The organism is Streptomyces sp. MK7 (assembly GCF_032658145.1).
GTDB classification, from domain to species: Bacteria; Actinomycetota; Actinomycetes; order Streptomycetales; family Streptomycetaceae; genus Streptomyces; species Streptomyces spiralis.
The window spans coordinates 272,274-296,006 of record NZ_JAVACL010000003.1 but is presented as its reverse complement, the minus strand read 5'-3'; the positions used below and the strand labels follow the sequence as shown (position 1 = coordinate 296,006).

General features: G+C 72.0%; 21 protein-coding genes and 2 tRNA genes. 5 read left to right on the top strand and 18 right to left on the bottom strand.

Annotated features, from left to right (window positions below):
- Positions 1-134: 134 nt before the first annotated feature.
- Positions 135-401 (top strand): 30S ribosomal protein S20, encoded by a 267-nt coding sequence (gene rpsT, locus R2S09_RS06065; protein ID WP_015660447.1) that lies wholly within the window; start codon positions 135-137, stop codon positions 399-401.
- Positions 402-1,157: 756 nt separating this feature from the next.
- Here rpsT and holA read toward each other — a convergent pair.
- The 7 genes from holA to leuS form a co-directional block, all read right to left on the bottom strand.
- Positions 1,158-2,147: a DNA polymerase III subunit delta gene (holA, locus tag R2S09_RS06060; protein WP_306187129.1), complete on the bottom strand. Its 990-nt coding sequence runs from the start codon at positions 2,145-2,147 to the stop codon at positions 1,158-1,160.
- Positions 2,148-2,206: 59 nt separating this feature from the next.
- Positions 2,207-2,452 carry a hypothetical protein gene (locus tag R2S09_RS06055; protein WP_306187131.1) on the bottom strand — a complete coding sequence of 82 codons (246 nt, stop codon included), beginning with the start codon at positions 2,450-2,452 and terminating at the stop codon, positions 2,207-2,209.
- A gap of 59 nt (positions 2,453-2,511) precedes the next feature.
- Positions 2,512-5,181: a ComEC/Rec2 family competence protein gene (locus R2S09_RS06050; RefSeq protein ID WP_316740073.1), complete on the bottom strand. Its 2,670-nt coding sequence runs from the start codon at positions 5,179-5,181 to the stop codon at positions 2,512-2,514.
- Positions 5,178-6,371, bottom strand: coding sequence for a ComEA family DNA-binding protein (locus R2S09_RS06045; RefSeq protein ID WP_316740072.1), 1,194 nt, complete (start codon positions 6,369-6,371; stop codon positions 5,178-5,180). The genes R2S09_RS06050 and R2S09_RS06045 overlap by 4 nt, the downstream gene beginning before the upstream one ends.
- Positions 6,372-6,508: 137 nt before the next feature.
- Complete coding sequence (locus R2S09_RS06040; RefSeq protein ID WP_316740071.1) at positions 6,509-7,354, bottom strand: DegV family protein; 846 nt, start codon at positions 7,352-7,354, stop codon at positions 6,509-6,511.
- Between the two features lie 81 nt (positions 7,355-7,435).
- Positions 7,436-8,164, bottom strand: a complete 729-nt coding sequence (locus R2S09_RS06035) for a hypothetical protein (protein ID WP_316740070.1) — start codon at positions 8,162-8,164, stop codon at positions 7,436-7,438.
- 167 nt (positions 8,165-8,331) lie between these two features.
- Positions 8,332-11,217 carry a leucine--tRNA ligase gene (gene leuS, locus R2S09_RS06030; protein WP_316740069.1) on the bottom strand — a complete coding sequence of 962 codons (2,886 nt, stop codon included), beginning with the start codon at positions 11,215-11,217 and terminating at the stop codon, positions 8,332-8,334.
- 450 nt (positions 11,218-11,667) lie between these two features.
- Here leuS and R2S09_RS06025 point away from each other — a divergent pair, with 450 nt between their 5' ends.
- Both R2S09_RS06025 and R2S09_RS06020 read left to right on the top strand, forming a co-directional pair.
- On the top strand, positions 11,668-12,972 hold the full coding sequence (locus R2S09_RS06025; protein ID WP_316740068.1) for a cytochrome b/b6 domain-containing protein: 1,305 nt from the start codon (positions 11,668-11,670) through the stop codon (positions 12,970-12,972).
- Complete coding sequence (locus R2S09_RS06020; RefSeq protein ID WP_306187143.1) at positions 12,969-14,579, top strand: NADH-quinone oxidoreductase subunit NuoF family protein; 1,611 nt, start codon at positions 12,969-12,971, stop codon at positions 14,577-14,579. The genes R2S09_RS06025 and R2S09_RS06020 overlap by 4 nt, the downstream gene beginning before the upstream one ends.
- Before the next feature lie 111 nt (positions 14,580-14,690).
- Here the strand turns inward: R2S09_RS06020 and R2S09_RS06015 are convergent.
- The 4 genes from R2S09_RS06015 to R2S09_RS06000 form a co-directional block, all read right to left on the bottom strand.
- Positions 14,691-14,763: transfer RNA gene (locus tag R2S09_RS06015), tRNA-Ala, on the bottom strand.
- Between the two features lie 143 nt (positions 14,764-14,906).
- Positions 14,907-15,140: a hypothetical protein gene (locus R2S09_RS06010; protein WP_006136074.1), complete on the bottom strand. Its 234-nt coding sequence runs from the start codon at positions 15,138-15,140 to the stop codon at positions 14,907-14,909.
- Between the two features lie 3 nt (positions 15,141-15,143).
- Entirely contained in the window at positions 15,144-15,317 is a 174-nt protein-coding gene (locus R2S09_RS06005) for a hypothetical protein (protein ID WP_107473306.1), read from the bottom strand.
- A 69-nt stretch (positions 15,318-15,386) separates the two neighbouring features.
- Complete coding sequence (locus R2S09_RS06000; RefSeq protein ID WP_306187146.1) at positions 15,387-16,778, bottom strand: MFS transporter; 1,392 nt, start codon at positions 16,776-16,778, stop codon at positions 15,387-15,389.
- Between the two features lie 208 nt (positions 16,779-16,986).
- Between R2S09_RS06000 and R2S09_RS05995 the strand changes: the two genes are divergently transcribed.
- Positions 16,987-17,823, top strand: a complete 837-nt coding sequence (locus R2S09_RS05995; RefSeq protein WP_316740067.1) for a helix-turn-helix transcriptional regulator — start codon at positions 16,987-16,989, stop codon at positions 17,821-17,823.
- A 53-nt stretch (positions 17,824-17,876) separates the two neighbouring features.
- Here the strand turns inward: R2S09_RS05995 and R2S09_RS05990 are convergent.
- From R2S09_RS05990 to R2S09_RS05960, 7 genes are all read right to left on the bottom strand, one after another.
- A tRNA-Ala gene (locus R2S09_RS05990) sits at positions 17,877-17,949 on the bottom strand.
- 143 nt (positions 17,950-18,092) lie between these two features.
- Positions 18,093-18,770 carry a histidine phosphatase family protein gene (locus R2S09_RS05985; RefSeq protein ID WP_306187150.1) on the bottom strand — a complete coding sequence of 226 codons (678 nt, stop codon included), beginning with the start codon at positions 18,768-18,770 and terminating at the stop codon, positions 18,093-18,095.
- Positions 18,761-19,207 (bottom strand): ribosome silencing factor, encoded by a 447-nt coding sequence (gene rsfS, locus R2S09_RS05980; protein ID WP_306187152.1) that lies wholly within the window; start codon positions 19,205-19,207, stop codon positions 18,761-18,763. Before rsfS ends, R2S09_RS05985 begins: the two co-directional genes overlap by 10 nt.
- A 77-nt stretch (positions 19,208-19,284) precedes the next feature.
- Positions 19,285-21,123 (bottom strand): LytR C-terminal domain-containing protein, encoded by a 1,839-nt coding sequence (locus R2S09_RS05975; protein ID WP_316740066.1) that lies wholly within the window; start codon positions 21,121-21,123, stop codon positions 19,285-19,287.
- A 16-nt stretch (positions 21,124-21,139) separates the two neighbouring features.
- Entirely contained in the window at positions 21,140-21,814 is a 675-nt protein-coding gene (gene nadD, locus R2S09_RS05970; RefSeq protein ID WP_306187156.1) for a nicotinate-nucleotide adenylyltransferase, read from the bottom strand.
- A 112-nt stretch (positions 21,815-21,926) separates the two neighbouring features.
- The gene (locus tag R2S09_RS05965) at positions 21,927-22,082 is read right to left on the bottom strand and encodes a hypothetical protein (RefSeq protein ID WP_306187157.1); all 156 of its coding nucleotides are present in this window, start codon (positions 22,080-22,082) and stop codon (positions 21,927-21,929) included.
- Positions 22,083-22,271: 189 nt separating this feature from the next.
- Positions 22,272-22,436 carry a hypothetical protein gene (locus tag R2S09_RS05960; protein ID WP_316740065.1) on the bottom strand — a complete coding sequence of 55 codons (165 nt, stop codon included), beginning with the start codon at positions 22,434-22,436 and terminating at the stop codon, positions 22,272-22,274.
- A gap of 101 nt (positions 22,437-22,537) precedes the next feature.
- Between R2S09_RS05960 and R2S09_RS05955 the strand changes: the two genes are divergently transcribed.
- The gene (locus tag R2S09_RS05955) at positions 22,538-23,722 is read left to right on the top strand and encodes a M48 family metallopeptidase (RefSeq protein ID WP_316740064.1); all 1,185 of its coding nucleotides are present in this window, start codon (positions 22,538-22,540) and stop codon (positions 23,720-23,722) included.
- Positions 23,723-23,733: the final 11 nt, after the last annotated feature.

Here is a 23,733-nt window from a genome sequence, read left to right as displayed (position 1 = left end):
TCTCCATGGTCCCACGGACGGCGACCTGCGACGGGTTTGGGCCACTCGATGGGCCGCTGGTAGTGTGGGTGGCTGTGTCTCATGCCCTCTCAGCGCGAGGCACATCGGAAAATTTCGAAAGAGAAGGCTCATTCGTGGCGAACATCAAGTCCCAGATCAAGCGGATCAAGACCAACGAGAAGGCTCGGCTGCGCAACAAGGCCGTCAAGTCCTCCCTGAAGACGGCGATCCGCAAGGCCCGCGAGGCCGCTGCCGCGGGTGACGTCGAGAAGGCCACCGAGTACCAGCGCGCTGCCGCGCGTCAGCTCGACAAGGCCGTCTCGAAGGGCGTCATCCACAAGAACCAGGCCGCCAACAAGAAGTCGGCGCTGGCTTCCAAGGTCGCGTCCCTCAAGGGCTGAACTTCCTGACTTGACGCCGGGAGGACCAGAGCGGGCCCTCTCTCATCCGCTCCCGACCGGCACCCAGGATCCATGCGCGGCCTGCGTTCGCCACGCGGGCATGGATCCACGAGCGTGACCGAAGGCCCCGTCGCCTCCCTTCCCCAGGGAGAGCGGCCGGGGCCTTCGGCTTGCATTCCCGGGCTCCGACTTGCACCGCTTGCCTCTTGGGCCGGCTCTCGCCGCTTGCGCCGCTTGCCCTCTGGTTCGGCTTGCGCCGCTTGCGTTCTGGTTCGGCTTGCGCCGCTTGCGCTTTGTGTCGGCGTGGCCCGGACCCTGGGGGCTGGCGTGGCCCGGCCCCTCGGGAAGGCGGGCGGATGCGGCGGGCCGGGCGCGGGGCGAGGGTGGGTGCGGCGCGCGGGTGGGCGCGCCGGGTGGGCGCGCGACCCGCTGGGCCCGACGCGCGGGTGGGTACAGACCCTGGGTCCGGCGCCGAGGCGGCCCGGACACAGGCCCCGCAGGGCCGGCGGAGCGACGTGGCGGAGGTGCCGGAGGACCGGCCGCCCGGCCGGGCGTCGCACGCACACCGGGCGGGGACCGCGGGCGGCCGCCACGGTCGCAGGCGCACGCCCTGCCCCCGAGGGAGCGCCCCTCCCGAAGGCACGAGTCCGTCCCGAAGGCACGAGTCCGTCCGGAGTCGCCCGCCCCGGGCAGCAGCCCAGCCCCACGCATGGGGCATCGGCTCCAGACACCCCCTAGGGCACCCCTAGGCCACCCCTAGGCCCGGCCCCTTGAGCGTGCCGCTCGGGCGATGGTCACGACGGCCTTCTCCAGGGCGTACTCGGGGTCGTCGCCGCCGCCCTTCACCCCGGCGTCCGCCTCGGCCACCGCCCGCAGGGCCACCGAGATGCCGTCCGGGGTCCAGCCTCGCATCTGCTGCCGGACCCGGTCGATCTTCCACGGCGGCATGCCGAGTTCCCGCGCCAGGTCGGCGGGGCGTCCGCCGCGTGCGGAAGCCAGCTTCCCGATCGCGCGCACGCCCTGGGCCAGCGCGCTGGTGATCATCACCGGCGCCACGCCCGTGGCGAGCGACCACCGCAGCGCCTCGAGGGCCTCCGCGGCCCGACCCTCCACGGCCCGGTCCGCGACGGTGAAGCTGGAGGCCTCGGCCCGTCCGGTGTAGTAGCGCCCGACGACGGCCTCGTCGATCGTCCCCTCGACGTCGGCGGCCAGCTGCGACGCCGCCGACGCCAGCTCGCGCAGATCACTGCCGATCGCATCCACCAGGGCCTGGCACGCCTCGGGCGTCGCCGAACGCCCGAGCCCGCGGAACTCGCCCCGTACGAAGGCGAGCCGGTCGGCCGGCTTGGTCATCTTCGGGCAGGCCACCTCCCGTGCCCCCGCCTTGCGCGCGGCGTCCAGCAGCCCCTTGCCCTTCGCGCCGCCCGCGTGCAGCAGCACCAGGGTGATCTCCTCGGCAGGCGCCCCCAGATACGCCTTCACGTCCTTGATCGTGTCGGCCGAAAGGTCCTGTGCGTTGCGTACGACCACGACCTTGCGCTCCGCGAAGAGCGACGGACTGGTCAGCTCGGCGAGCGTGCCGGGCTGCAACTGGTCCGGGGTGAGGTCTCGTACGTCCGTGTCGGCGTCGGCGGCCTTCGCGGCGGCCACCACCTCCTGCACGGCACGGTCGAGCAGGAGGTCCTCCTGCCCGACGGCGAGCGTCACCGGGGCGAGAGGGTCGTCATTCGCAGTCTTCCTGGCCATCGCGACAAGCATCCCACGCGGCACTGACAACGAGCGGCGCGGCGGTCGGCGGAGACCGCCTACGGCTCCTCGCGCCAGCCGTCCCACTGCGCCGCGAACTCGTCCAGCTCCCCGGGGTCCAGCCGTTCCTCCTCGTCCCGCAGGACGACGAGCCACTGGGCGTCCTCGGCATCGTCCTCACCGGCCAGAGCGTCCCGTACGAGCCGCGGCTCCTCCCGGATTCCGAACCGCACCCCGAGCGCCTGAGCCGCCTCCTCCGCGGAATCGCGGTCGGGCAGCACCAGTACATGTCTCACATCACTCACGCCGGCCATTGTCGCCCCAGGGACCCCCGAACCGATGCGGGCGGCCCCCCGTGCGGCCGTCAGTCCCGTGCCACGCGCAGCCCCGCGCCCGCTCCGGTGACCGCGAGCGATCCGTCCCGGTCCGTCCGCAGCACTCTCGCACCCTCCGCCTGGAGCGCCGCGACCGTGCTCGGAGCCGGGTGTCCGTACATGTTGCCCGCACCGCAGGAGATCAGTGCCAGCCGCGGGGCCACCACCCGTATCAGGTCCGGGTCCTGGTGGGCGGAGCCATGATGGGCGACCTTGAGCACGTCCACGCCGACCAGCCGCGCGAGGACCGGAGACCGCAACAACTGCTGCTGTGCCGGGGGTTCGAGGTCACCCAGCAGCAACAGCCGCAGCCCGCCGGAGCGGACGAGCAGCGTCACGCTGGCGTCGTTCGGCCCGTCCGGATCCGGGGACGGGCGTGGCGGAGGCCACAGGACCTGCCAGCTCAGCCCGCCGATCCGCCGCTCCTCCCCGGCGGCGGCGTGGGTGAGCGGGATACCCCGCCCGGCTGCCTCCCTCCGTACGAACTCCGCCTGGTCCGCGGGCTCCTCGTAACCGGTCGTCTCGATCGCGCCCACCGAGCGTCCCCGCAGGACACCGGGCAGCCCGGTCACATGGTCGGCGTGGAAGTGGGTCAGCACGACCAACGGGATCCTGGTGATGCCCAGCGCGCGCAGACAGTGGTCCACCGGCTTGGGGTCGGGCCCGGCGTCCACCACCACACCGGCGCCCGGTCCGGCCGCCAGCACCGTGGCGTCGCCCTGGCCCACGTCGCACATCGCGAACCGCCAGCCCGGCGGCGGCCAACCGGTGATCACCCGGGTCAGCGGCGGAGGCTGCACCAGTACCAGCAGGAGCAGCACCCCGCACAGGGCGCAGAGCCACGGGTGTCCCAGCAGCCGCCGGCCCACCAGTACGACCACCACGGTGACCAGCCCCAGCAGCAGCGCCCCGGTCCAGCTGCCCGGCCAGTCCACTCCCCCGCCGGGCAGCGCCGCGCCGGTCCTGGCCACCTCCGCGATCCACCGGGTGGGCCAACTCGCGCACCACGCGAACGCCTTCGCCACCGGCATCGCCAACGGCGCGGTCGCCAGGGACGCGAAGCCCAGCACCGTGGCGGGCGCGACCGCGACCTCCGCGAGCAGGTTGCACGGCACCGCCACCAGACTGACCCGCGCCGACAGCACGGCGACCACCGGCGCGCACAGCGCCTGCGCCGCTGCCGCGGCGGCCAGCGCCTCGGCCAGGCGGGCGGGCACCCGGCGCCGGCGCAGCGCCGCGCTCCAGCGGGGCGCCAGCGTGAGCAGGGCGCCGGTGGCCAGCACCGACAGCAGGAAGCCGTAACTGCGGGCCAGCCACGGGTCGTAGAGCACCAGCAGCAGTACGGCCGTCGCCAGGGCCGGGATCAGCGATCGGCGGCGCCCGGTCGCCAGGGCGAGCAGCGCGACCGACCCGCACGCCGCGGCGCGCAGCACGCTCGGATCCGGTCGGCACACGACGACGAATCCGAGGGTGAGCACTCCGCACAGCAGCGCGGTGGCACGCAGCGACAGACCGAGTCGCGGCGCCAGGCCACGGCGTTCGACGTGCTGGGCCAGTCCGGGCGGGCCGATGAGCAGGGCGAGCAGGACCGTGAGGTTGCTTCCGGAGACGGCCAGCGTGTGGGCGAGGTCCGTCTCCTTGAACGCCTCGTCCAAGTCGGGCGTGACCCGGGAGGTGTCTCCCACGACCAGCCCCGGCAGCAGCGCCCGGGCGTCCCCCGGCAGTCCGTCCGTCGCCGCGCGCAGCCCGGCCCGCAGCCGGCCCGCCAGCCGTTGCGGCCCCGACGGTCTCCCGATCACCTCGGGCGCCGCCCGGCCCCGGACCCGCAGTACCGCCGCGATCCGGTCGCCGTCGGTGAGCGGGGGTGCCAGCCGCGCGGTCACTCTCAGCCGCGTGGACGGCAGCAGCCCCAGCCAGGGCGACGGCCGAGTGTCAGCTCCGTGCCCGTGCCCCTGTCCGGCGGTGTTCACCAGGATCAGCACGGGTGTCCGGATCTCCGCGGCGGCCGCGGCCCCCGGGTCGCCGACCCGCTCCACGCGCCGTACCTCGGCGTCCATCAGCACCGAGTCCGGCGCCATGTGGTCGCCGCTGACCCGAGGCCGGGTGAGCCGGGGATCGGAGGTCAGCTCCACCTCGGCGGTCACCGTGGCGTACTGCCGCGCCAGCCCGGGCACGGGTCCTCGGCGCACGTCGGCCCCGTGCAGCCCCGCGGAAGCGGCGGCCGCGGCGGCGGCGAGCAGCGCCGCGGCAAGGGAGGCGCGCGCCAAGCCACGGGAGCCGGTGGATGAGGCCGGGGGTGGGAGTGGAGGTGAGTGCGGGGACGGCGGTGGCGGTGCGGGTGGCGAAGGTGTGGGGGTGGGTGCCGGTGCGGGTTCGTGTGCGAGCGCTGTCCTGCTCCGCCTGGTACGTCCTCGCTGCTGCCGGGTGGCGTACAGGAGCACGGCGGCTGTGGCGAGGCACACTGCCACGAAACCGGTCACCCATCCCGCCGGAGCCGCCAGAGCCACGGCCGCCGTCGCCCAGGCCGCGAGCGCGGGAGGGAGGAGCCGTAAGTCGGTCGGTCCTTCCTGTCGGGGGTGGGCGGCTCCTAGCCGTTTGCCGGAAGCGGCGTGCACCGCGGGGCGCGTCCGGGGCGCGGTGGGGGCGGGGTTCCGGCTCATGACCTCACCAGGCTTCGCAGGTCGGCGAAGCGCCGGTCACCGATGCCGCTCACCTGGCGCAACTCGTCCACCGAACGGAAACCGCCGTGCTGCGTGCGGTAGTCGATGATGTGCTGGGCCAGCACGGGACCGACACCGGGCAGGGTCTCCAACTGCTCGGCGGTGGCGGTGTTCAGAGAGACCGGGGCGGCGGGAGGCCCCGCCGCGCCCGTTCCGGCCGCGGTGGATCCCGTCGCCGGGGCGGGCCCGCCGACGACCACCTGTTCACCGTCCACGAGGAACCTGGCGCGGTTCAGACCGCCGAGGTCGGTGCCGGGGCGCACTCCGCCCGCCGCCCGTAGCGCGTCGGCGACCCGTGAACCCGCCGGGAGCCGGTGGATCCCGGGGTGGCGTACCTTGCCGCTGACGTCCACGACGATCTCCGGTCCGGCCGAGGCAGTGGTACCCGGTGAAGGCGCCGAAGCGCCGAACGCGGTGGCCTTGTCCTGCCCTCGGCTCGGGGCGGGGGCCACGGCCCTCACCACCTCGGGCGCCCGGACCTCATCGCCGCGGCCGGCCCAGAAGTGCTGCAGGGCGAAGGCCCCGGCGAGGACGAACACCACCGTGAGGGCGATCACGCTTCTGCGCTCGAGGCCGCACCGCGTCTGCACCCACATCGGCATCCGCTCACGCAGCGCGAGCCGGGCCCTGTCCCGCCAGTCCGTCCCCACGCTCACGTCCGTGCCCACGCCCGCGACGCCCCGAACGGCCTCACTCTCGGCAGGCGGCTCCACTTCGCCCCCGTCGGCCGGCAGCACATCGCTGACGGCAGCCGGCGCCTTGGCGGTCACAGCAGTGGTGCTCGCGCCCCGCAGAACGGAGTCCTGCTCCCTCGGCCTGGTGGGGTTCACCGTCACCCGCCGCGGTGGCCCGTTCCCCGACTCCGCCGGCCGGTCGGGGTGTCCCCCTACCCCCTGTCGTTCCCTGTGTTCCGGCTCCAGCCGGTCCGTGTGTCCCGACTCCCCCAGCCGCCCGGTGTGTTCGACGAACAGTGCCCGAGCGCGTCGGCGCAGGTCCTCGGCCTGCGCATGGCGGTGCCGGGGGCCGCGCCGAGCGGGCGGGCGGCGGTGGCGGGTGCGGCCGTCCGAGTCCGGGCCACGGCCTGGGCCGCTGGTTGCCGTCGCTGTGCGTGAGTGTGCTCGAAGTGCCATGCGACGAGCATCGGGCAGTCCGGCACATTCGCGATGATCTTGCTTGATTCCCGGGGACTACTCCCGGGTTGTGGACAACTCCGTCACCCACACGGGTTATCGAGGAAGGCGATGTCTCATCGAAGGGAGGCGATGCCTCATCGAGGGGAGACCACAACCCCCAGCAGCCCCGGCCCGGTGTGCGCCCCGATCACCGCCCCGACCTCGCTCACATGCAGCTCGGCCAGCCCGGGCACCCGCGCCCGCAGCCGGTCCGCGAGGGCCGACGCCCGTTCCGGGGCGGCGAGATGGTGGACGGCGATGTCGATGCCCGCCCCGCTCGCGCGCTCGGCCGCGATCTCCTCCAGGCGGGCGATCGCCTTGGAGGCCGTCCGCACCTTCTCCAGGAGCTCGATGCGGCCCCCTTCCAGCTGGAGCAGCGGTTTGACGGCGAGCGCGGAGCCGAGCAGGGCCTGCGCGGCGCCGATGCGGCCGCCGCGGCGCAGATAGTCGAGTGTGTCGACGTAGAAGTAGGCGGAGGTGCCCCCGGCCCGTTTCTCCGCGGCGGTGACCGCGTCGTCCACGGTGCCGCCGGACCCGGCCGTCTCGGCGGCGGCCAGGGCGCAGAAGCCGAGTGCCATCGCGACCATCCCGGTGTCCACCACGCGCACCGGCACGGGTGCCTCGCGGGCCGCGAGCACCGCCGCGTCGTACGTGCCCGACAGTTCCGCGGACAGGTGCAGGGAGACGATGCCGGACGCACCGGATTCGGCCACCTTGCGGTAGGTCTCGGCGAAGAGTTCGGGGCTGGGGCGCGAGGTGGTGACGGGCCGGCGCTTCTGCAGTGCCTGGGCCAGGGAGCGGGTGGAGATCTCCGTGCCCTCTTCGAGCGCCCGGTCGCCGAGGACCACGGTCAGCGGGACCGTGGTGATGCCGTGGCGCGCCATCGTCCGCGGCGGCAGGTAGGCCGTTGAATCGGTGACGATCGCGACATGGCGGGACATGAGCTGGAGGTTACCTGCCGTAGCGCCCGGACGGCAGCCCAGGCCCGCTGACCGGGTGTGCCACTGGCCGGATCGAGCGGATCAAGTGGTGCTCTCGGGACGGGGTTTCTTCTGCCAGGAGTAGACGGGGCGACGGACCGCCGGGGTGATGGCGGGGCGGGCGGCCTCCGGGGCGGAGCCCGGCCGTGGGGTCCGCGACGCCGTTCGCCGGTCCTGGTCGGCGGCCGGGGACTCGGGCCACGGCTCGGGTGCGGCCGCGGGCTCCGGGCTGGTCCAGTGACGCAGGGCGTCGGCCTCCACGTCGATCTGGGCGCTCAGCATGTCCAGGTCGTCCTCGGCGAAGCGGCGGGCTCGGTCATGGGCCGCCCAGCGCAGGGAGTCGGCCGAGTCCGTGATGCGCAGCGTCCTCTCGCGCAGGCCCGGGAGCCGCTCGGCGAGCGTCGCCCGGCTGGGGTCGCTCTCCAGGCGCTTGAGTTCGGCGTCCAGTTGGTGGCCGTACGCGCTGAGCCGCTCGAACAGGGCGACGGACTCCTTCAGGGACTCGTCCTCGGCCGCGCCCGCGTACAGGGCGTCCTGGGTGGCACGCATCGAGGTGCGCAGGGTGAGCCGGAGCCCGGCCAGCTCGCCGGCCGGGCCGGGCCGGCCGAGAGATTTGGCGCGCAGGGTCTGGTCCTCCACCGCGCGGCGGGCCTGGCTGATCGTGCGGTCCACGCTGCGCTTGGCGGCGCCGACGGCCTTGACCGTGGCGTAGGCGCCGAGCACCAGGCAGAGCACGAAGAGCACGGCGAAGACTGCGACGACTGCTTCCACGGCGCTCCTCCTCGGCTCGGGCGGCACAGGCCGCGCCGCTCTTCCACGGTAAACGCAGGCGGGCAGGCCCGGGGTTCCGGAGGAACCCCGAACCTGCCCGTAGGGGACTACCCGGAGCCGCTCACGCCCCGGCCGTCACGACATCCCCTCGTCACGACACCGCGCCGTCACGCCGGGACGATGTTCACCAGCTTCGGCGCCCGCACGATCACCTTGCGGATGCCCGCGCCGTCCAGTGCCGCGACGACCTTCTCGTCGGCCAGCGCCACCTTCTCCAGCTCCTCCTCGGAGATCGTCGGCGGAACCTCCAGACGCGCCTTGACCTTGCCCTTGACCTGGACGACGCAGGTCACGGACTCGTCCATGACGTACGCCGGGTCGGCGACCGGGAAGTCCTGGTGGACGACGGAGCCGGTGCGGCCCAGCTTGCGCCACAGCTCCTCGGCGATGTGCGGGGCCAGCGGCGCGACCAACAGCACCAGCGACTCGGCGACCGGGCGCGGCACCGCCCCGCCGGCCTTGGTCAGGTGGTTGTTCAGCTCGGTGACCTTGGCGATGGCGGTGTTGAACCGCATCCCCTCCAGGTCGCCGCGCACGCCGTCGATCGCCTTGTGCAGGGCGCGCAGCGTCTCCTCGTCGGGCTCGGCGTCGGAGACGGTGACCTCGCCGGTGGTCTCGTCGACGATGTTGCGCCACAGCCGCTGCAGCAGCCGGAACTGGCCCACCACCGCGCGCGTGTCCCACGGACGGGAGACGTCCAGCGGACCCATCGCCATCTCGTACAGACGCAGCGTGTCGGCGCCGTACTCGGCGCAGATCTCGTCCGGAGTGACGGCGTTCTTCAGGGACTTGCCCATCTTGCCCAGCAGTCGGCTGACCTTCTCGCCCTGGTAGTAGTAGGCGCCGTCGCGCTCCTCCACCTCGGCGGCCGGCACCGCGATGCCCCGGCTGTCACGGTAGACGTAGGCCTGGATCATGCCCTGGTTGAACAGCTTGTGGAACGGCTCCGCGGAGGAGACGTGCCCCAGGTCGTACAGGACCTTGGACCAGAAGCGCGCGTACAGCAGGTGCAGCACGGCGTGCTCGGCGCCGCCGACGTACAGGTCTACGCCGCCGTGCGGCATGCCCTGGCGCGGGCCCATCCAGTAGCGCTCGATCTCCGGGTCGACCAGCTGCTCGCTGTTGTGCGGGTCCAGGTAGCGCAGCTCGTACCAGCAGGAACCGGCCCAGTTGGGCATGGTGTTGGTCTCGCGGCGGTACTTCTTGGGTCCGTCGCCCAGGTCCAGGGTGACGTCGACCCACTCCTCGTTGCGCGACAGCGGCGTCTCGGGCTGGGTGTCGGCGTCGTCCGGGTCGAAGGTGCGCGGCGAGTAGTCCTCGACCTCGGGCAGCTCCAGCGGCAGCATCGACTCGGGCAGCGCGTGGGCGACGCCCTCCTCGTCGTAGACGATCGGGAAGGGCTCGCCCCAGTAGCGCTGGCGGCTGAACAGCCAGTCGCGCAGGCGGAAGTTGACGGTGCCCTCGCCGATGCCCTTGCGCTCCAGCCACTCGGTGATGCGCGCCTTGGCCTCGACGACGCCCAGTCCGTCCAGCGTCAGGTCGTCGGCTCCGGAGGAGTTGACGATCCGCGCGTCGTAGGACACGAACGCGTCGTCCCACGTCGACGGGTCGGTGCCGCGGTCGTCGGACGGCTCCACGACGCAGCGCATCGGCAGTTCGAAGGCGCGGGCGAAGGCGAAGTCGCGGCTGTCGTGCGCCGGGACGGCCATGATGGCGCCGGTGCCGTAGCCCATCAGGACGTAGTCGGCGATGAAGACGGGGACCTTCTCGCCGTTGACGGGGTTGGTCGCGAACGCGCCGGTGAAGACGCCCGTCTTGTCCTTGGCCTCGGCCTGGCGTTCGACGTCGGACTTCGACGCGGCCTGGGCGCGGTAGGCGGCGACGGCCTCGGCGGGGGTGGCGTGGCCGCCGGTCCACACCTCGTGGGTGCCCTCCGGCCAGGCGCCCGGGGTGAACTTCTCCACCAGCGGGTGCTCGGGGGCCAGCACCATGTAGGTCGCGCCGAACAGAGTGTCCGGGCGCGTGGTGAAGACGGTGATGTGCTCGCCGTCGATGGGGAAGTCGACGCGGGCGCCCTCGCTGCGGCCGATCCAGTTGCGCTGCTGCAGCTTGATGGCCTCGGGCCAGTCCAGCTCCTCCAGGTCCTCCAGCAGCCGGTCGGCGTAGGCGGTGATGCGCATGTTCCACTGGCGCAGCTTGGCCTTGAAGACCGGGTAGTTGCCGCGCTCGGAGCGGCCGTCGGCGGTGACCTCCTCGTTGGCCAGCACGGTGCCCAGGCCGGGGCACCAGTTGACCGGTGCGTCGGAGGCGTAGGCCAGGCGGAACTCGCCCAGGACGTCGGCGCGCTCGGCGTGGTTCAGCTCGTGCCACCCGCGCGTGTGTCCCGGTACGGCACGCTCACCGGACTCGAACTGGGCGATCAGCTCCGAGATCGGACGGGCCCTCCTGGCCTCGTCGTCGTACCAGGACTCGAAGATCTGCAGGAAGATCCACTGGGTCCACTTGTAGTAGTCCGGGTCGATCGTGGCGAACGACCGGCGCTTGTCGTGGCCCAGGCCCAGGCGGCGCAGCTGGGCCTTCATGTTCTCGATGTTGGCCTCGGTGGACACGCGCGGGTGCGTGCCGGTCTGCACGGCGTACTGCTCGGCGGGCAGGCCGAAGGCGTCGAAGCCCAGGGTGTGCAGGACGTTGTGGCCGGTCATCCGCTGGAACCGGGCGTATACATCGGTGGCGATGTAGCCCAGGGGGTGGCCGACGTGCAGGCCCGCACCGGACGGGTACGGGAACATGTCCATGATGAACTTCTTGGGCCGGGCGGCCAGCTCGGGGTCGCCGGCCAGGTCACCCTTGGTGTTCGGTGCCGCGTAGGTGCCCTCGGCGTCCCAGAAGTCCTGCCAGCGTGCCTCGATGTCGGCCGCCATGGCGGCCGTGTAGCGGTGCGGCGCCGCCTCCGCCGGGGTGGCGGCGGTGGCAGCGGAGTTCGTCTCGCTCATGATCCTCAAAGCTCCATCGATCGTCTCTGCCGGCGGCTGCGACTTTCAAGAAACGAAAAATCCCCTCGCACAGGAGGGGACGCCGCGCCGATTCCGACCACCCGATTCACCGGCGGTCGGGACTGATCAGCGCGGCTCGCTAAGCAGAAGGCGTACGGCACGCATGGCGTCAGGGTACCGCAGCCGTCGAGTGCGCCGCGACGAGTCCTCGCCCCGCCCGCATCCGGGACCCGCCGAACCTCACAGGAACGTATCGATCCGCTTGTGAAAGTTCGGAAAAGTTGAACCTGGTTCAAATATTTCCCGGCGTAACGGACGCTATGGGGACAACAGGAGTCCAGAACGTTCCGTTGATAACAACGCAATAACTCAAACGGCGTACTGCTCGGTTTGGAGCCACTTAGAGTTCGTCCTCGGGACCGCTCACCCGAACCGCTCGGAGTTGCCCCCATGAACCCTCGTCGCAGTAACAGCTCGCTCCCCAAACCGGGCCGGTCGGCCTACGGGGTGGCGTCCGCTGTCGTCCTGCTCCTGATACCCGTGGCCGTGCTGGTGGGAGGCAGCCAGTTCCGCGAGTTCCTGAACTTCGGCGCGGGCGTCCTCTCCCTGGTCTCCCTCAGCTGCTCGGTGATCTGGGGCCTGGTCGCCCAGGACCGGATCTTCCTCAACACGCGCCAGCGGATCGTGGGCCAGGCGGTGCACCGGACCACCGCGGTCGCCTCGATCGCGTTCCTCCTGCTGCACATCACCACCAAGATCGCCCTGGACCACACCCAGCTGATCGCCGCGGTCCTTCCGTTCTCGCTCGGCGTCACCGGAAGCGGCGGCCTGATCGGCCTCGGCTCCCTGGCCGGGCTGCTGATGATCTTCGTGGGCATCACAGGCGCGCTGCGCAGCAACTTCGCCACGCCCGCCCCGGTCGCGGCGCGCTGGCGGGCCATGCACATGCTGGCCTACCCGGCCTGGTGCGCGGCGCTGGTCCACGGCCTGTACGCCGGCCGCCAGGCCAAGCCGATCTTCGTCATCCTCTACAGCCTGTCCCTGCTCGGCGTCATGGGAGCCCTGGCGCTGCGCGCGGCACCGCGCCCGTTCAAGCGCAAGGTCGCCGACCGGCTGGTGACGCTGCTCGGCGGCGGTGAGCGGCCGGAACTGGACGACCTCGACTCCAGCCGGGCCAGGGTGGCGGAGTCCGTACTGCCGGGCTACGAGAACGCGCGGGCGGAGCGGCCCTCGCGCACCGACACGACCGGCTCCCTGCCGCGTGTCGCGGCCCCCTCCGCGCCGCCCTATGAGGCTCCCGCGGCCGGCGCCGCCCAGGAGGACACCTCCGGCTTCGCGGCCGCCTACCGGGCCGTCTCGACACCGGAGCAGCCCTTCGCCGCCGACCGGACCGCGCGCATGGACCTGTCCTTCGACCTGCAGGCCACCGAGGCGATGCCGCGCATGGAGAGCACGGCGGGCACCTCGGGCAGCTGGCCGATCCCGTCGCCGCCGCCCGTCGGCGAGGCGCCCCCGTCGGCCTACGACCCGCTGAACGACACGGGACACACCATCCCGTCCTACGGCAATCCGGGCACGAACGGCTACGGCGGACGTGATGTGTACGACACCGGTGAGACGAACCCGGTCCACGGCACGTACAACTCGAACGACACGTACATGAGCGGTCCCGCAACTGAAACACACCCGGGCGCCCCCTTCGACGCGCCGGGTTCGGGGGAACCTTGGAACACGCCTTCCGGAGGCCATAGGTGAACGAGGCCCTGCCCGACGTCCCGGAAGTCCGCGTGGTCGGACTTCCACAGCTCACGTCGGGCTTCGACCTTGTGGAACGACTCGACCTGCCCATGCACCTGAAGGTGCACGGTCCGCTCGAACCGCTGGGCGGCGAGCAGCTCGCGCAGCTCGCCGAGGCGATCAACCTCAGGGGCCGCGGCGGCGCGGGCTTCCCCTTCCACAAGAAACTGCGGTCGGTCGCTGAGTCGGCCATCCGCCGCGGCGTACGGCCGGTCGTCGTCGTCAACGGCAGCGAGGACGAGCCGGCCTGCCGCAAGGACACGGTGCTCATCAACCGTGCCCCGCACCTCATCCTGGACGGTGCCCTGCTGTGCGCGGAGGCCCTCGGTGCCCGCACGCTCGTGGTGGGGGTCACCCGGGAGTCCACCCAGCGCTCCATGGAGGCCGCCCTGGCCGAACGGGGCCTGAGCAACGGCCGCAGATCGGCACTCCGCGCGCGCGTGCAGCGCAATCCGGTGCGCATGGTCACGGGCGCGGCGGCGTCACTGATCCGCTCCATCGACGGCGGCCCGGCGATCCCGCCCGGCCGCAAGGTGAGCGCCTCGCAGACCGGCGTCGGCGGCGCGCCCACCCTGCTGTCCAACGCCGAGACGTTCGCGCAGCTCGCGATCGCCGCCCGCATCGGACCCGAGCGCTACGGCAACACCGGCCTGTACGACGAGCCGGGCACCGTCATGCTGACGGTCTCCGGCGCCGTCGCCCGCCCCATGGTGATCGAGGTCCCCACGGGCGTGCCGCTGCGCTACGTCCTTCAGCTGGCCGGTGCCCCGCCCGTGCCGCAGGGCGTGCTGACCGGCGGCTACCACGGCAAGTGGATCGACGCGGCGACCGTCAACGAGGCGATCGTCTCGCGCAATTCGCTGGACGCGGTGGGAGGTTCGCTCGGCGCCGGGGCGATCCTGCCGATCAGTCAGAACACCTGTCCGCTGGGCGAGTCGCTGCAGGTGGCCAAGTGGCTGGCCGAGGAGAGCGCGGGCCAGTGCGGCCCGTGCTACCTCGGGCTGCCGGCCGCCGCGCGCGGCATGGAGGACATCCTGGGCGGCGGCGGACCGGCCGCCCTTGAGGCGCTCAAGCAGGTCGCCAAGAACGTCAAGCGGCGCGGCGCGTGCTCGCATCCGGACGGCTCGGCGATGTTCCTGGAGTCCACCATCAAGGCGTTCACGGACGACCTGGCGGCCCATGTCCTCGGCAACGGCTGCGGACGGCCCGTGGAGGGCGTGCTGCCGCTCTTCGAGGACGGCAGGGTCCCGACGGGCGTCCCCGGCGGCGGCGCGGCCGAGGAGACCGGTCCCAGCCGCCAGAAGATCTACGTCGACTGGACCCTGTGCCGGGGTCACGGCCTGTGCGCGGACATCCTCCCGGAGGTGTTCGAACTGGGTGCCGACGGCTTCCCGACCGTCGCCCAGGCACAGGTGCCGCGCTACGCGGAGGCCAAGGCGCTGCGCGCGGTGCGCCGTTGTCCGGCACTGGCCCTGCGCCTCGAGGAGGACACCCGCTCGCAGGCCCCGTCGCGCAACCTGCCGGTCCTCTCGCAGGGCCGCGGCCGCCGCGCCCTGGGCCGCTGAGCACACCGGCGGCGGGTCACCCTTCCAGGAGTGGCCCGCCGCCGCTTCGTCACGCGCCCCTGGAACGCCGAGGGCGGGCCATCCTTTCGGATGACCCGCCCTCGATGTCTGTGGAGCTAAGGAGAATTGAACTCCTGACCTCCTGCATGCCATGCAGGCGCTCTACCAACTGAGCTATAGCCCCTTGCTTCGTTCCGCCCGGTTCCCCCGGCGGCGACGCCAACATTACACGGTCCAGGGGGTGCTTCACCAAATCGGTTTCCGCTCTGCCCGATATGACCGATGCCTACGATACGGCCGGGGTCCCGCGCGGGGCCCCGGCCGTGGTCATGCCGTGACGAAGGAGTAGAACCGCTTGAGGGTGCAGTGCTCCTCCAGGAGGCGGCCGTAGATCGGCTCCCCCTCCAGTTCGCGGTACGTCTCGATCGGGTCGCCCTTTATGATCAACGCCCGCGCGCACTCCTCGCACCAGTACTGGTAGTCGGGGTTGATCGGTTCCATGTCACGCACGATCGGCGTACCACTGCCGCACCAGTCGCACTTTCGCCTGTGTGCACCCATCGATCAGCTCCAGCTGTGGCCGCAGGCCGTGCACACGTACGAGATCCCGCCGTTGTCGCCGAGGACTTGCGCCACATGGAGGGAGCCGCAGGAGGGGCAGACGAGGCGAGTGACCGTGTCCCGTATCAACGCCGCATCGAGGAGGTGACCGACCTCCTCGAGGATGCTGGCAGGCATCGCTACTCCCTCCCGTCGGGCCGCGCCCCCTTCCGGCCGTTTGATTCTGCCACGGCCGGACCAATACGGTCAGCGACGCCTCGGTACCAGTCCGGCCACGGCGGCGGCCACGGCCGTCCCGGCCAGCGCGTACATGCAGGCCGAGAGCGCCTCCGCAGAGGTATACGCCCCGGGGGCCCCGAGTGACTCAAGCCGGTGCAGGAACAGTGTGCCGAAGGCCGCCACGCCGATCAGCTGACCGAGCTGTGCGACGGTGGCGAGCAGACCGCTGGCGTCCGCCGCGTCCTGGGGCCGTACGGCCGCCAGTGCGCCGGTGAGCGTCGGGCTGAAGCCGAGCGCGAGCCCGACGCCCACACCGGCGTAGGCGAGGTAGAGCGGGGCGCCGCCGTCGTGGCCACCCCTGAACGCCAGTGCGACACCGGGCACGGACAGCGCGATGAGCACGAACCCGGACGGGGTCAGCCACCGCTGCCAGGACGCCGGCCACCTCCGCCACGTCAGCCCGACCAGCCCGAAGACGGCCGCGGTCGGCGCGAAGGTCAGGCCCGCCCGCAGCGGGCTGTAGCCGAGGCCGCCCTGGACGTGCAGGGTGAGCGCGAAGAGGAAGCCGCCGTTCACGGCCATCACGGCCAGCACCTGGAAGACCGCGAGACCCATGCCGGGGAGGCGCAGCACACGGGGTGTGATCAGCGGGGCTCCGCCGCGCCGGGCGAGCCGGGACTCGTAACCGCAGAACACCGCCAACAGCACCGCGGACCCGGCCAGCGACAGCCAGGACCACAGGGGCCAGTCCTCCTCCTGGCCGAGCACCAGCGGCACCGTCAGCAGCGAGACCGCCGCACCCAGCAGCACCAGACCGGGCAGGTCCAGGCCCCGCGGCCCGACCCGCGCACCGGCGGCGGACGTCCGCGGCCGCTCCGCCCCGCCGTCCCGCGGCAGCACGCGCCGCCCGACGAGCAGGAGGACGGCGCCCACGGGGACGTTGACGAGGAACACCGGGCGCCAGCCGGTTCCGAACAGGTCTGCGCTGACCAGCACACCGCCGACGACCTGCCCGGCCGCCGCGCCGACGGCGATCACCGCCGAGTACGCGCCGAGCGCCCGCACCCGGGCCTCGCCGGTGAAGGTGCGCTGGATGAGGCTGAGCACCTGCGGGATCATCAGCGCCGAGCCGGCGCCCTGCACCAGCCGGAAGACGATCAGCGCGCCCGCTCCCCCGGCGAGGCCGCAGGCGAGCGAGGCGGCGGTGAACAAGGCCAGTCCGGCCAGGTGCACCCGGCCGTGCCCGAGCCGGTCGCCCAACCGCGCTCCCGTGATCAGCAGGACCGAGTAGGTGATGGTGTAGCCGGCGATGACCAGTTGCAGATCGGCGCCGGAGGCGTGCAGGTCGGACCCGATGGCCGGGGCGGCGACGTTGACGATGAACACGTCGAGGAGCGCCATGAACTGGGCCGCGAGCACGGTGGCGAGCAGCGGCCGGGCCCGATTGTCAGTGGTGGGCGCTTTACTGTTCTCAGGACTTCGGAGCGGGTGCGCGGAGGCGGGATTCGGGCCTGTCCGGGATGGTGTCGTCATGCCGTCGAGCCTGGCGACGCCCCGGTACGGGTGCCGAGAGCCCGTTGATGCTGGTATTGACAGCACCTGGCACGCGACGAGTCCGGCCTCGACGATGAGGAACGTGACGACGGGGGACGTGACGATGACGACGACACAGCGCCGCCGGCCGGAGCTGGCCGCCTTTCTGCGCAGCAGGCGCGCCCGGGTGACACCGGCCGACGTGGGGATGGCTCCGGGCCTGCGCCGCCGCACACCGGGGCTGCGCCGCGAGGAGGTCGCCCAGCTCTCGGGCGTGGGCGTCACCTGGTACACCTGGCTGGAACAGGGCCGGCCGATCAACGCCTCCTCGCAGGTGCTGGACGCGGTGGCGCGCACGCTGCGGCTGGAGCCACCGGAGCGGGAGCATCTGTACCGGCTGGCGGAGGTGCCGTTCGACCCGGGCCCGCAACCCCCGGCGCAGCGGGTCCGCCCAGAGGTCCAGTGCGTTCTGGACGCCCTCGATCCGCATCCGGCGGCGGTCTACAACGCGCGCTACGACATCCTGGCGACCAACGCCGCCTTCCGCGACCTGTTCCAGGTGCCGCGGATGTCCGAGGACTCCGTGCCGAACGCGCTGTGGACGCTGTTCACACTCTCCCCGGACGCCTGCCCCGTGGTTCACCGGGAGCGTGAGCTGCCGGTGATGGTGGCCACGCTGCGGTCCCACTACGGCAGACATGTCGGCGAGCCCGTCTGGGAGGACTTCATACGCGCCCTGTCGGCCGCCAGCCCGTACTTCGCCGAGCTCTGGGCGAGCGGCGAGGTGATACCTCCGGGGCCGCGCGTGAAGACGTTCCGCCGTCTGTCGGGAGAGGAGCTGCGGACGACGGTGGTGTCGCTGTCGATCCACGGGATGCCGGAGTGCCGGATCGTGGCGTACACGCCGGAAAACGAGAATCCCGCCCCTTGACGGGACGGGATTGTCATCACCGATCTTTGACAACTCAACAGAGTGTCGATCCGTGGAGCTAAGGAGAATTGAACTCCTGACCTCCTGCATGCCATGCAGGCGCTCTACCAACTGAGCTATAGCCCCTCGCTGCCACGCGGCGAAGCCGCCTGGTGTTCTTCCCGCTCGGCGGGGCGAACAAGAAGAACTTTAGCCTGTGACCTGCCGGAAAGTGAAATCCGGGCCCCGTGGGGCCGCCGGGGTGTCCCGGGGCCCGGTTCCGGCCGGTCTCAGTCGTCGTCGCCGAGGACGGGCTCGGGCAGGGTGCCGGCGTTGTGCTCCAGCAGACGCCAGCCGCGGGCGCCCTCGCTGAGGACCGACCAGCAGCAGTTCGCGAGCCCCGCCAGGCTCTCCCAGTGGTGGGCCTCCAGGCCGAGGAGGCGACCGATGGTGGTGCGGATGGTGCCGCCGTGGCTCACCACCACGAGCGTGCCGTCCTCGGGCAGCTTCTCCACGTGCCGCAGCACCACAGGCGCGGCACGGTCGGCGACCTCGGTCTCCAGTTCGCCGCCGCCCCGGCGCACCGGCTCACCGCGCTTCCACGCGGTGTACTCCGCGCCGTAGCGGTCGATGATCTCCTCGTGCGTCAGCCCCTGCCAGACGCCCGCGTAGGTCTCGCGCAGGCCCTCGTCCTCGGTGACGTCGAGGCCGGTGAGCACGGCGAGCTCGGCGGCCGTCCGGGCGGCCCGCTTCAGGTCCGAGGAGATGATCGCGTCGGGTCCGAGGGAGGCCAGCAGCCGAGCGGAGCGGCGGGCCTGGCCGACGCCGGTCTCGGTGAGCTCGACGTCCGTGGAGCCCTGGAAGCGGCGCTCCACGTTCCAGGACGTCTGGCCGTGCCGCCACAGGATGATGCGGCGGCCCCGGCCCGGTGTCCTGCCGGTTCCGTCACCGGCGCCGCTCACCGCCACTCACCGCCCGGCTCCGCCGAGTCCTCGGCGGCCTTCAGCCTGGCGTGCTCCTCGGCCTTGCCCCGGGTGGCCCGGGCGTCGGCGGGCAGCTCGATCTCCGGGCAGTCCTTCCACAGCCGCTCCAGGGCGTAGAAGACACGCTCCTCGCTGTGCTGGACGTGGACGACGATGTCGACGTAGTCGAGCAGGACCCAACGGGCCTCGCGGTCGCCCTCGCGGCGCACCGGCTTGGCGCCGAGCTCCTTCAGGAGCCGCTCCTCGATCTCGTCGACGATCGACTTGACCTGGCGGTCGCTGGGTGCGGATGCCAGGACGAAGGCATCCGTGATCGACAGCACATCGCTGACGTCGTAGGCGATGATGTCGTGCGCGAGCTTGTCGGCGGCCGCCTGGGCGGCGGTGCTGACGAGCTCGAGAGAACGGTCGGTTGCGGTCACTACAGGGCTTTCCGTCGGCGGTCACTTGCCATCCAGGGTCTCACGGACCGCCGACGGCGCCCCACGTGATTAACGGATCACTGCGCTGACGTGGGCTTGTAGTCCTGGCCGAGGACCACCGAGACGTCGGCGCCGGAGGAGACCGTGCCCTTCGTCACGGAGCCGGCGGGCAGGCCCAGGGTCTTGGCCACCTCGGTGGCGTTCTCCTTGTCGCCGGCGTCGGCGTAGACGACCTTGGAGGTCGGCTGGACGGCGGACGCGGTGCCGGCCTCCAGGAAGGTGAAGCCGCCGTTGAGGAGGACGACGCGCGCCTTGTCGGTGTCGCCCTTGGTGCCGGAGGCGTTCTGGACGGAGACCCGGACGGACGAACCCTGGTCGGGGCTCTTCGCGGTGCCGCCCAGGATGTCCTTGACCACGCTGTCGCTGGTCTTCGCGCTCAGCGTGCCGTCGCTGCCGACGGGCAGCAGGGCCGTCCGGTAGTCGCCGCCCTTGGCCAGGTCGGCGAGCTTGGCGAGGAAGGTGCCGAGGTCCTTGTCGGTGAGCGAGGGGTCGAGGATCTGCGCCAGCGTCTGCACGGTCGTGGTCGCGGCCTGCGGGTCGGAGGACAGCTTGCGGAGTACGCCCTGCATGACCTGGCCGAACCGCTCCAGCTGGGCGTTCTGGGCCTCGCCGGAGGCGCGGTAGGTGGCGTAGGCGACGGCCATCTTGCCGCTGAGGGTCTGGTCCTTGCCCCGGTGGACGAGGGTAGTGGTGCCCTTCTTCTTCGCGTCCGGGTCGGGGACGTCGGTGTCGGTGTCGACCTCGACGTTGCCGACCAGGTCGACGAGGTTCTGCAGGTAGGGGGTGTCCAGGCGCCAGGTGCCCTCGATGTTCGTGCCGAGGACGGTGTCGAGCTGGTCGCGGGTGCCGGAGGAGCCGTCGTCCTGGACCGACTTGGCGAGGGTCGTCGTGGTGCCGTCGTCGTCGGTCAGGGCCAGGGAGTTGGGCAGCAGGACGGTGGTGCCCTGCTTGGTGGTGGTGTTGTCGACGAGCAGGGCCGTGGAGGTCCCGCCCTTGGCGGTGTTGTGCAGGTGGACGACGATCACGTCGCGTTTCTGGGCGGCGGCCGCGGTCGCGGTGCCGGTCTTCTTGGCGGCGGAGGACAGTCCGGGCAGCTTCCCGGCGTACCAGAGGTAGCCGACGCCGCCCACCGCGACCAGGGCCAGCACCACGGCCAGGGCGATGATCCGGCTGCGGGCGCGGCGCCGGGCCTCCTCGCGGCGCTCGGTGCGGTTCTCGGTGAACTTCAGCCAGTCGATGACGTCTTCGGAGTCGTCGCTCGGCTCCTCGACGAAGGCGAACTGCTCGGTGTGGTACTCCCGCTCGTCACCGTCCGGCCGGTCCGGCGCGTCCGCCGCCCGGCCGGCCGCCCCGGGTGCGGTCCGCGCGGGCCCCGCCTGCTGCGGGCCGGTCTGCTGCGGGATGTAGGCGGTCTGCTCGGTGCCCGGGGGCTGCTGTCCGCTGGTCGCGGTCCGGCCGTAGGGGTCGTACGGCGCCGCCGTCGCGCCGGAGGCGGGCGTAGCGGAGCCGTAGGGGTCGTAGGTGCCGGGGTGGCCGTGGGAGCCGTCGGAGCCCTGGGGGCCGTGCGGACGGTGCGGGTCGTACGACGGGTACTGCTCGTAGGGGGACGACGGGGCGGGGGTCTGCGGGCCGGTGCCGTAGCCGCCGTCGTAGGCGGACGGGCCGGGCTGCTGCTGCCCGCCGGTCGCGTACGGGTCGTAGCCGTAGCCCTGGTGGTCCCGACGGCCGTAGGCGTCGTACGACTGCTGCGGGGTCTGCTGGGACGGGACCTGCTGGTACACAGGCCGGCCGTACTCGTCGTAGCCGACGAGCTCGTAACTGTCGCCCTCGTACCCAGCGTCGTATCGGTCGTTCACCGGTGCCCCTCTCGGCTCACTCGCCGCGGTACAGCTCGCGCTTGGCGATGTAGCGCACGACTCCGTCCGGCACCATGTACCAGATGGGGTCGCCCGTGGCGACTCTCGCCCGGCAGTCCGTGGAGGAGATGGCGAGGGCCGGGACCTCCACGAGCGAGACACCGCCCTCGGGGAGGCCGGGGTCGCTGAGGTGGTGACCGGGCCGGGTGACCCCGATGAAATGCGCGAGGGAGAAGAGTTCCTCGGAGTCCCGCCAGGTGAGGATCTGGGAGAGGGCGTCGGCGCCGGTGATGAAGAACAGGTCGGTGTCGGGGTTGAGGGCGCGCAGGTCGCGCAGGGTGTCCACGGTGTAGGTGGGGCCGCCGCGGTCGATGTCGATGCGGCTGACGGAGAACTGCGGGTTCTCGGCGGTCGCGATGACCGTCATCAGGTAGCGGTCCTCGGCCGGGGAGACATGGCGGTGGCTCTTCTGCCAGGGCTGGCCGGTGGGCACGAAGACCACCTCGTCCAGGTGGAACTGCGCGGCGACCTCGCTGGCCGCCACGAGGTGCCCGTGGTGGATCGGGTCGAACGTTCCGCCCATGACGCCCAGGCGGCGCTTGCCCGACGACGAGGGGCCGCTGCCGGGCCCGTTCTCGGGGTGCTTCACCGTGTCGCTCGCCGGACCGGTAGGCATGTCCTGCTCTCCCATGCGAGCAGACCCTACCGGCCCGGTCCAGGGGCCCCGGCCGGGAGTTCGCCGAGCACGGTTCCCCGGCCCCGGCGGCGAGCCCCCGGGGCGGGCCGGCGGGGCCCCGGCGGGGTCAGCGGTCGCGGTTGAAACGAGTGGTGACCCACAGCAGGAGCAGCAGGATGACGAGTGCGGCTCCGCCCGTCACCGCGGGGTTGAGACTCTCGTGGTTGCCGCCCTCGGCCTCGGCGAGGTTGACCAACTGGGCAGCGGTGCTGTGGATGCTCATCTTCGGCAGACCTATCCGGGTGTGGGCGGGATAAAGATGTCCGCCCATCGTAAGCGTCCGCCCTCCCGCCCCTCACGCCGACTCCACCGTTGCGGACGGCAGCTGACCAGGCCGCGGCCGACGCGGCACGCACGGGGCCGGGCCACTGGCCACGCCCGGCGGGGACGGACGGGGAACCTTCCGGGACGCTCAGTCGTCGTTCCGCTTGTAGCCGCGCAGCAGGAACCAGCCGACGAGGACACACCCCAGGATCATCACGACCAGGACGACCCGGAGCAGGTCACCGGATCCCTGATGCTGGATGGCGCCCCCGGCGGCCTCGGCCAGCCGTGCGGCTGCGGGGTGGTGCTCCATGGCGGACTCCTTCGCTGTGCTGCCCGTCCACGGTATCTCCGCCTAGGCTGGTCCCTGCCTCGGGGGCACATCGGGCGACACAGACGCACATGGGGGATCACATGTCCGACGAAGGCCGCGAGCACAACGGGCACGAGCGCGTGCCGAGCCGCCGCCGCACTCGCTTCCCGGGGATCTCCTCGCGGGCGTACGAGCATCCGGCCGACCGTTCCGCCCTGGTCGCCCTGCGCAAGCTGAGTGGCTTCGACACGGTGTTCAAGGCCCTCAGCGGCCTGCTGCCCGAGCGCAGTCTCCGGCTGCTGTTCCTGTCCGACTCGGTACGCGTCTCGGACCAGCAGTTCACGCACCTCAACGACATGCTGCGGGACGCCTGCTACATCCTGGACCTGGAGAAGGTCCCGCCGATGTACGTCAACCAGGACCCGCAGCCCAACGCGATGTGTATCGGCCTGGACGAGCCGATCATCGTGGTGACCACGGGCTTGGTCGAGCTGCTCGACGAGGAGGAGATGCGGGCGGTCGTCGGCCACGAGGTGGGCCACGCCCTGTCCGGCCACGCGGTGTACCGCACCATCCTGCTGTTTCTGACCAACCTGGCCGTGCGGGTGGCCTGGATCCCGCTGGGCAGCATAGCGATCATGGCGATCGTCACGGCGCTGCGCGAGTGGTTCCGCAAGTCGGAGCTGTCGGCCGACCGGGCGGGGCTGCTGGTCGGGCAGGACGTGCGGGCGTCGATGCGCGGCCTGATGAAGATCGCGGGCGGCAACCACCTGCACGAGATGAACGTGGACGCGTTCCTGAAGCAGGCCGATGAGTACGAGGAGTCGGGCGACCTGCGCGACTCCGTGCTGAAGATCCTCAACGTGCTGCCGCGCACCCACCCCTTCGCCACCGTGCGGGCGGCCGAGCTGAAGAAGTGGGCCGAGTCCCGGGACTACCAGCGGATCATGGACGGCCACTACACGCGGCGCACCGAGGACAAGGACACCTCGGTCAGCGACTCCTTCCGCGAGTCGGCGAATCACTACGCCAATCACGTGAAGAGCTCCAAGGACCCGCTGATGAAGCTGGTCAGCGACCTCGCGGGCGGGGCCGGTGACCTGGGCGAGCGGGTCCGGCGAGGTTTCGGCGGCTTCACGGGTTCGGCCACGTCCAGGGACGGCGCGAAGAGCGACGGCGCGAAGAGCGAGGGGGCGAAGAACGACGGGGCGAAGGGCGGCTCACAGGACAGCCGCGCCCCGGAGGACGAGCCACCGACGGACACCCCGCGCCGCGACGAGGACTGACCGCCGACGGA

Bases quoted from the DNA above. Each gene is read 5' to 3' on its own strand.
- R2S09_RS05955 (WP_316740064.1), top strand. From the start codon at position 22,538: ATGTCCGACGAAGGCCGCGAGCACAACGGGCACGAGCGCGTGCCGAGC.
- R2S09_RS06050 (WP_316740073.1), bottom strand. From the start codon at position 5,181: ATGAGCCGGAACCCCGCCCCCACCGCGCCCCGGACGCGCCCCGCGGTG.
- R2S09_RS06005 (WP_107473306.1), bottom strand. From the start codon at position 15,317: ATGCCTGCCAGCATCCTCGAGGAGGTCGGTCACCTCCTCGATGCGGCG.
- nadD (WP_306187156.1), bottom strand. From the start codon at position 21,814: ATGGGAGAGCAGGACATGCCTACCGGTCCGGCGAGCGACACGGTGAAG.
- leuS (WP_316740069.1), bottom strand. From the start codon at position 11,217: ATGAGCGAGACGAACTCCGCTGCCACCGCCGCCACCCCGGCGGAGGCG.
- R2S09_RS06040 (WP_316740071.1), bottom strand. From the start codon at position 7,354: ATGTCCCGCCATGTCGCGATCGTCACCGATTCAACGGCCTACCTGCCG.
- R2S09_RS06045 (WP_316740072.1), bottom strand. From the start codon at position 6,371: ATGGCACTTCGAGCACACTCACGCACAGCGACGGCAACCAGCGGCCCA.
- R2S09_RS06025 (WP_316740068.1), top strand. From the start codon at position 11,668: ATGAACCCTCGTCGCAGTAACAGCTCGCTCCCCAAACCGGGCCGGTCG.
- R2S09_RS05995 (WP_316740067.1), top strand. From the start codon at position 16,987: ATGAGGAACGTGACGACGGGGGACGTGACGATGACGACGACACAGCGC.
- holA (WP_306187129.1), bottom strand. From the start codon at position 2,147: ATGGCCAGGAAGACTGCGAATGACGACCCTCTCGCCCCGGTGACGCTC.
- R2S09_RS06010 (WP_006136074.1), bottom strand. From the start codon at position 15,140: ATGGGTGCACACAGGCGAAAGTGCGACTGGTGCGGCAGTGGTACGCCG.
- R2S09_RS05960 (WP_316740065.1), bottom strand. From the start codon at position 22,436: ATGGAGCACCACCCCGCAGCCGCACGGCTGGCCGAGGCCGCCGGGGGC.
- R2S09_RS05965 (WP_306187157.1), bottom strand. From the start codon at position 22,082: ATGAGCATCCACAGCACCGCTGCCCAGTTGGTCAACCTCGCCGAGGCC.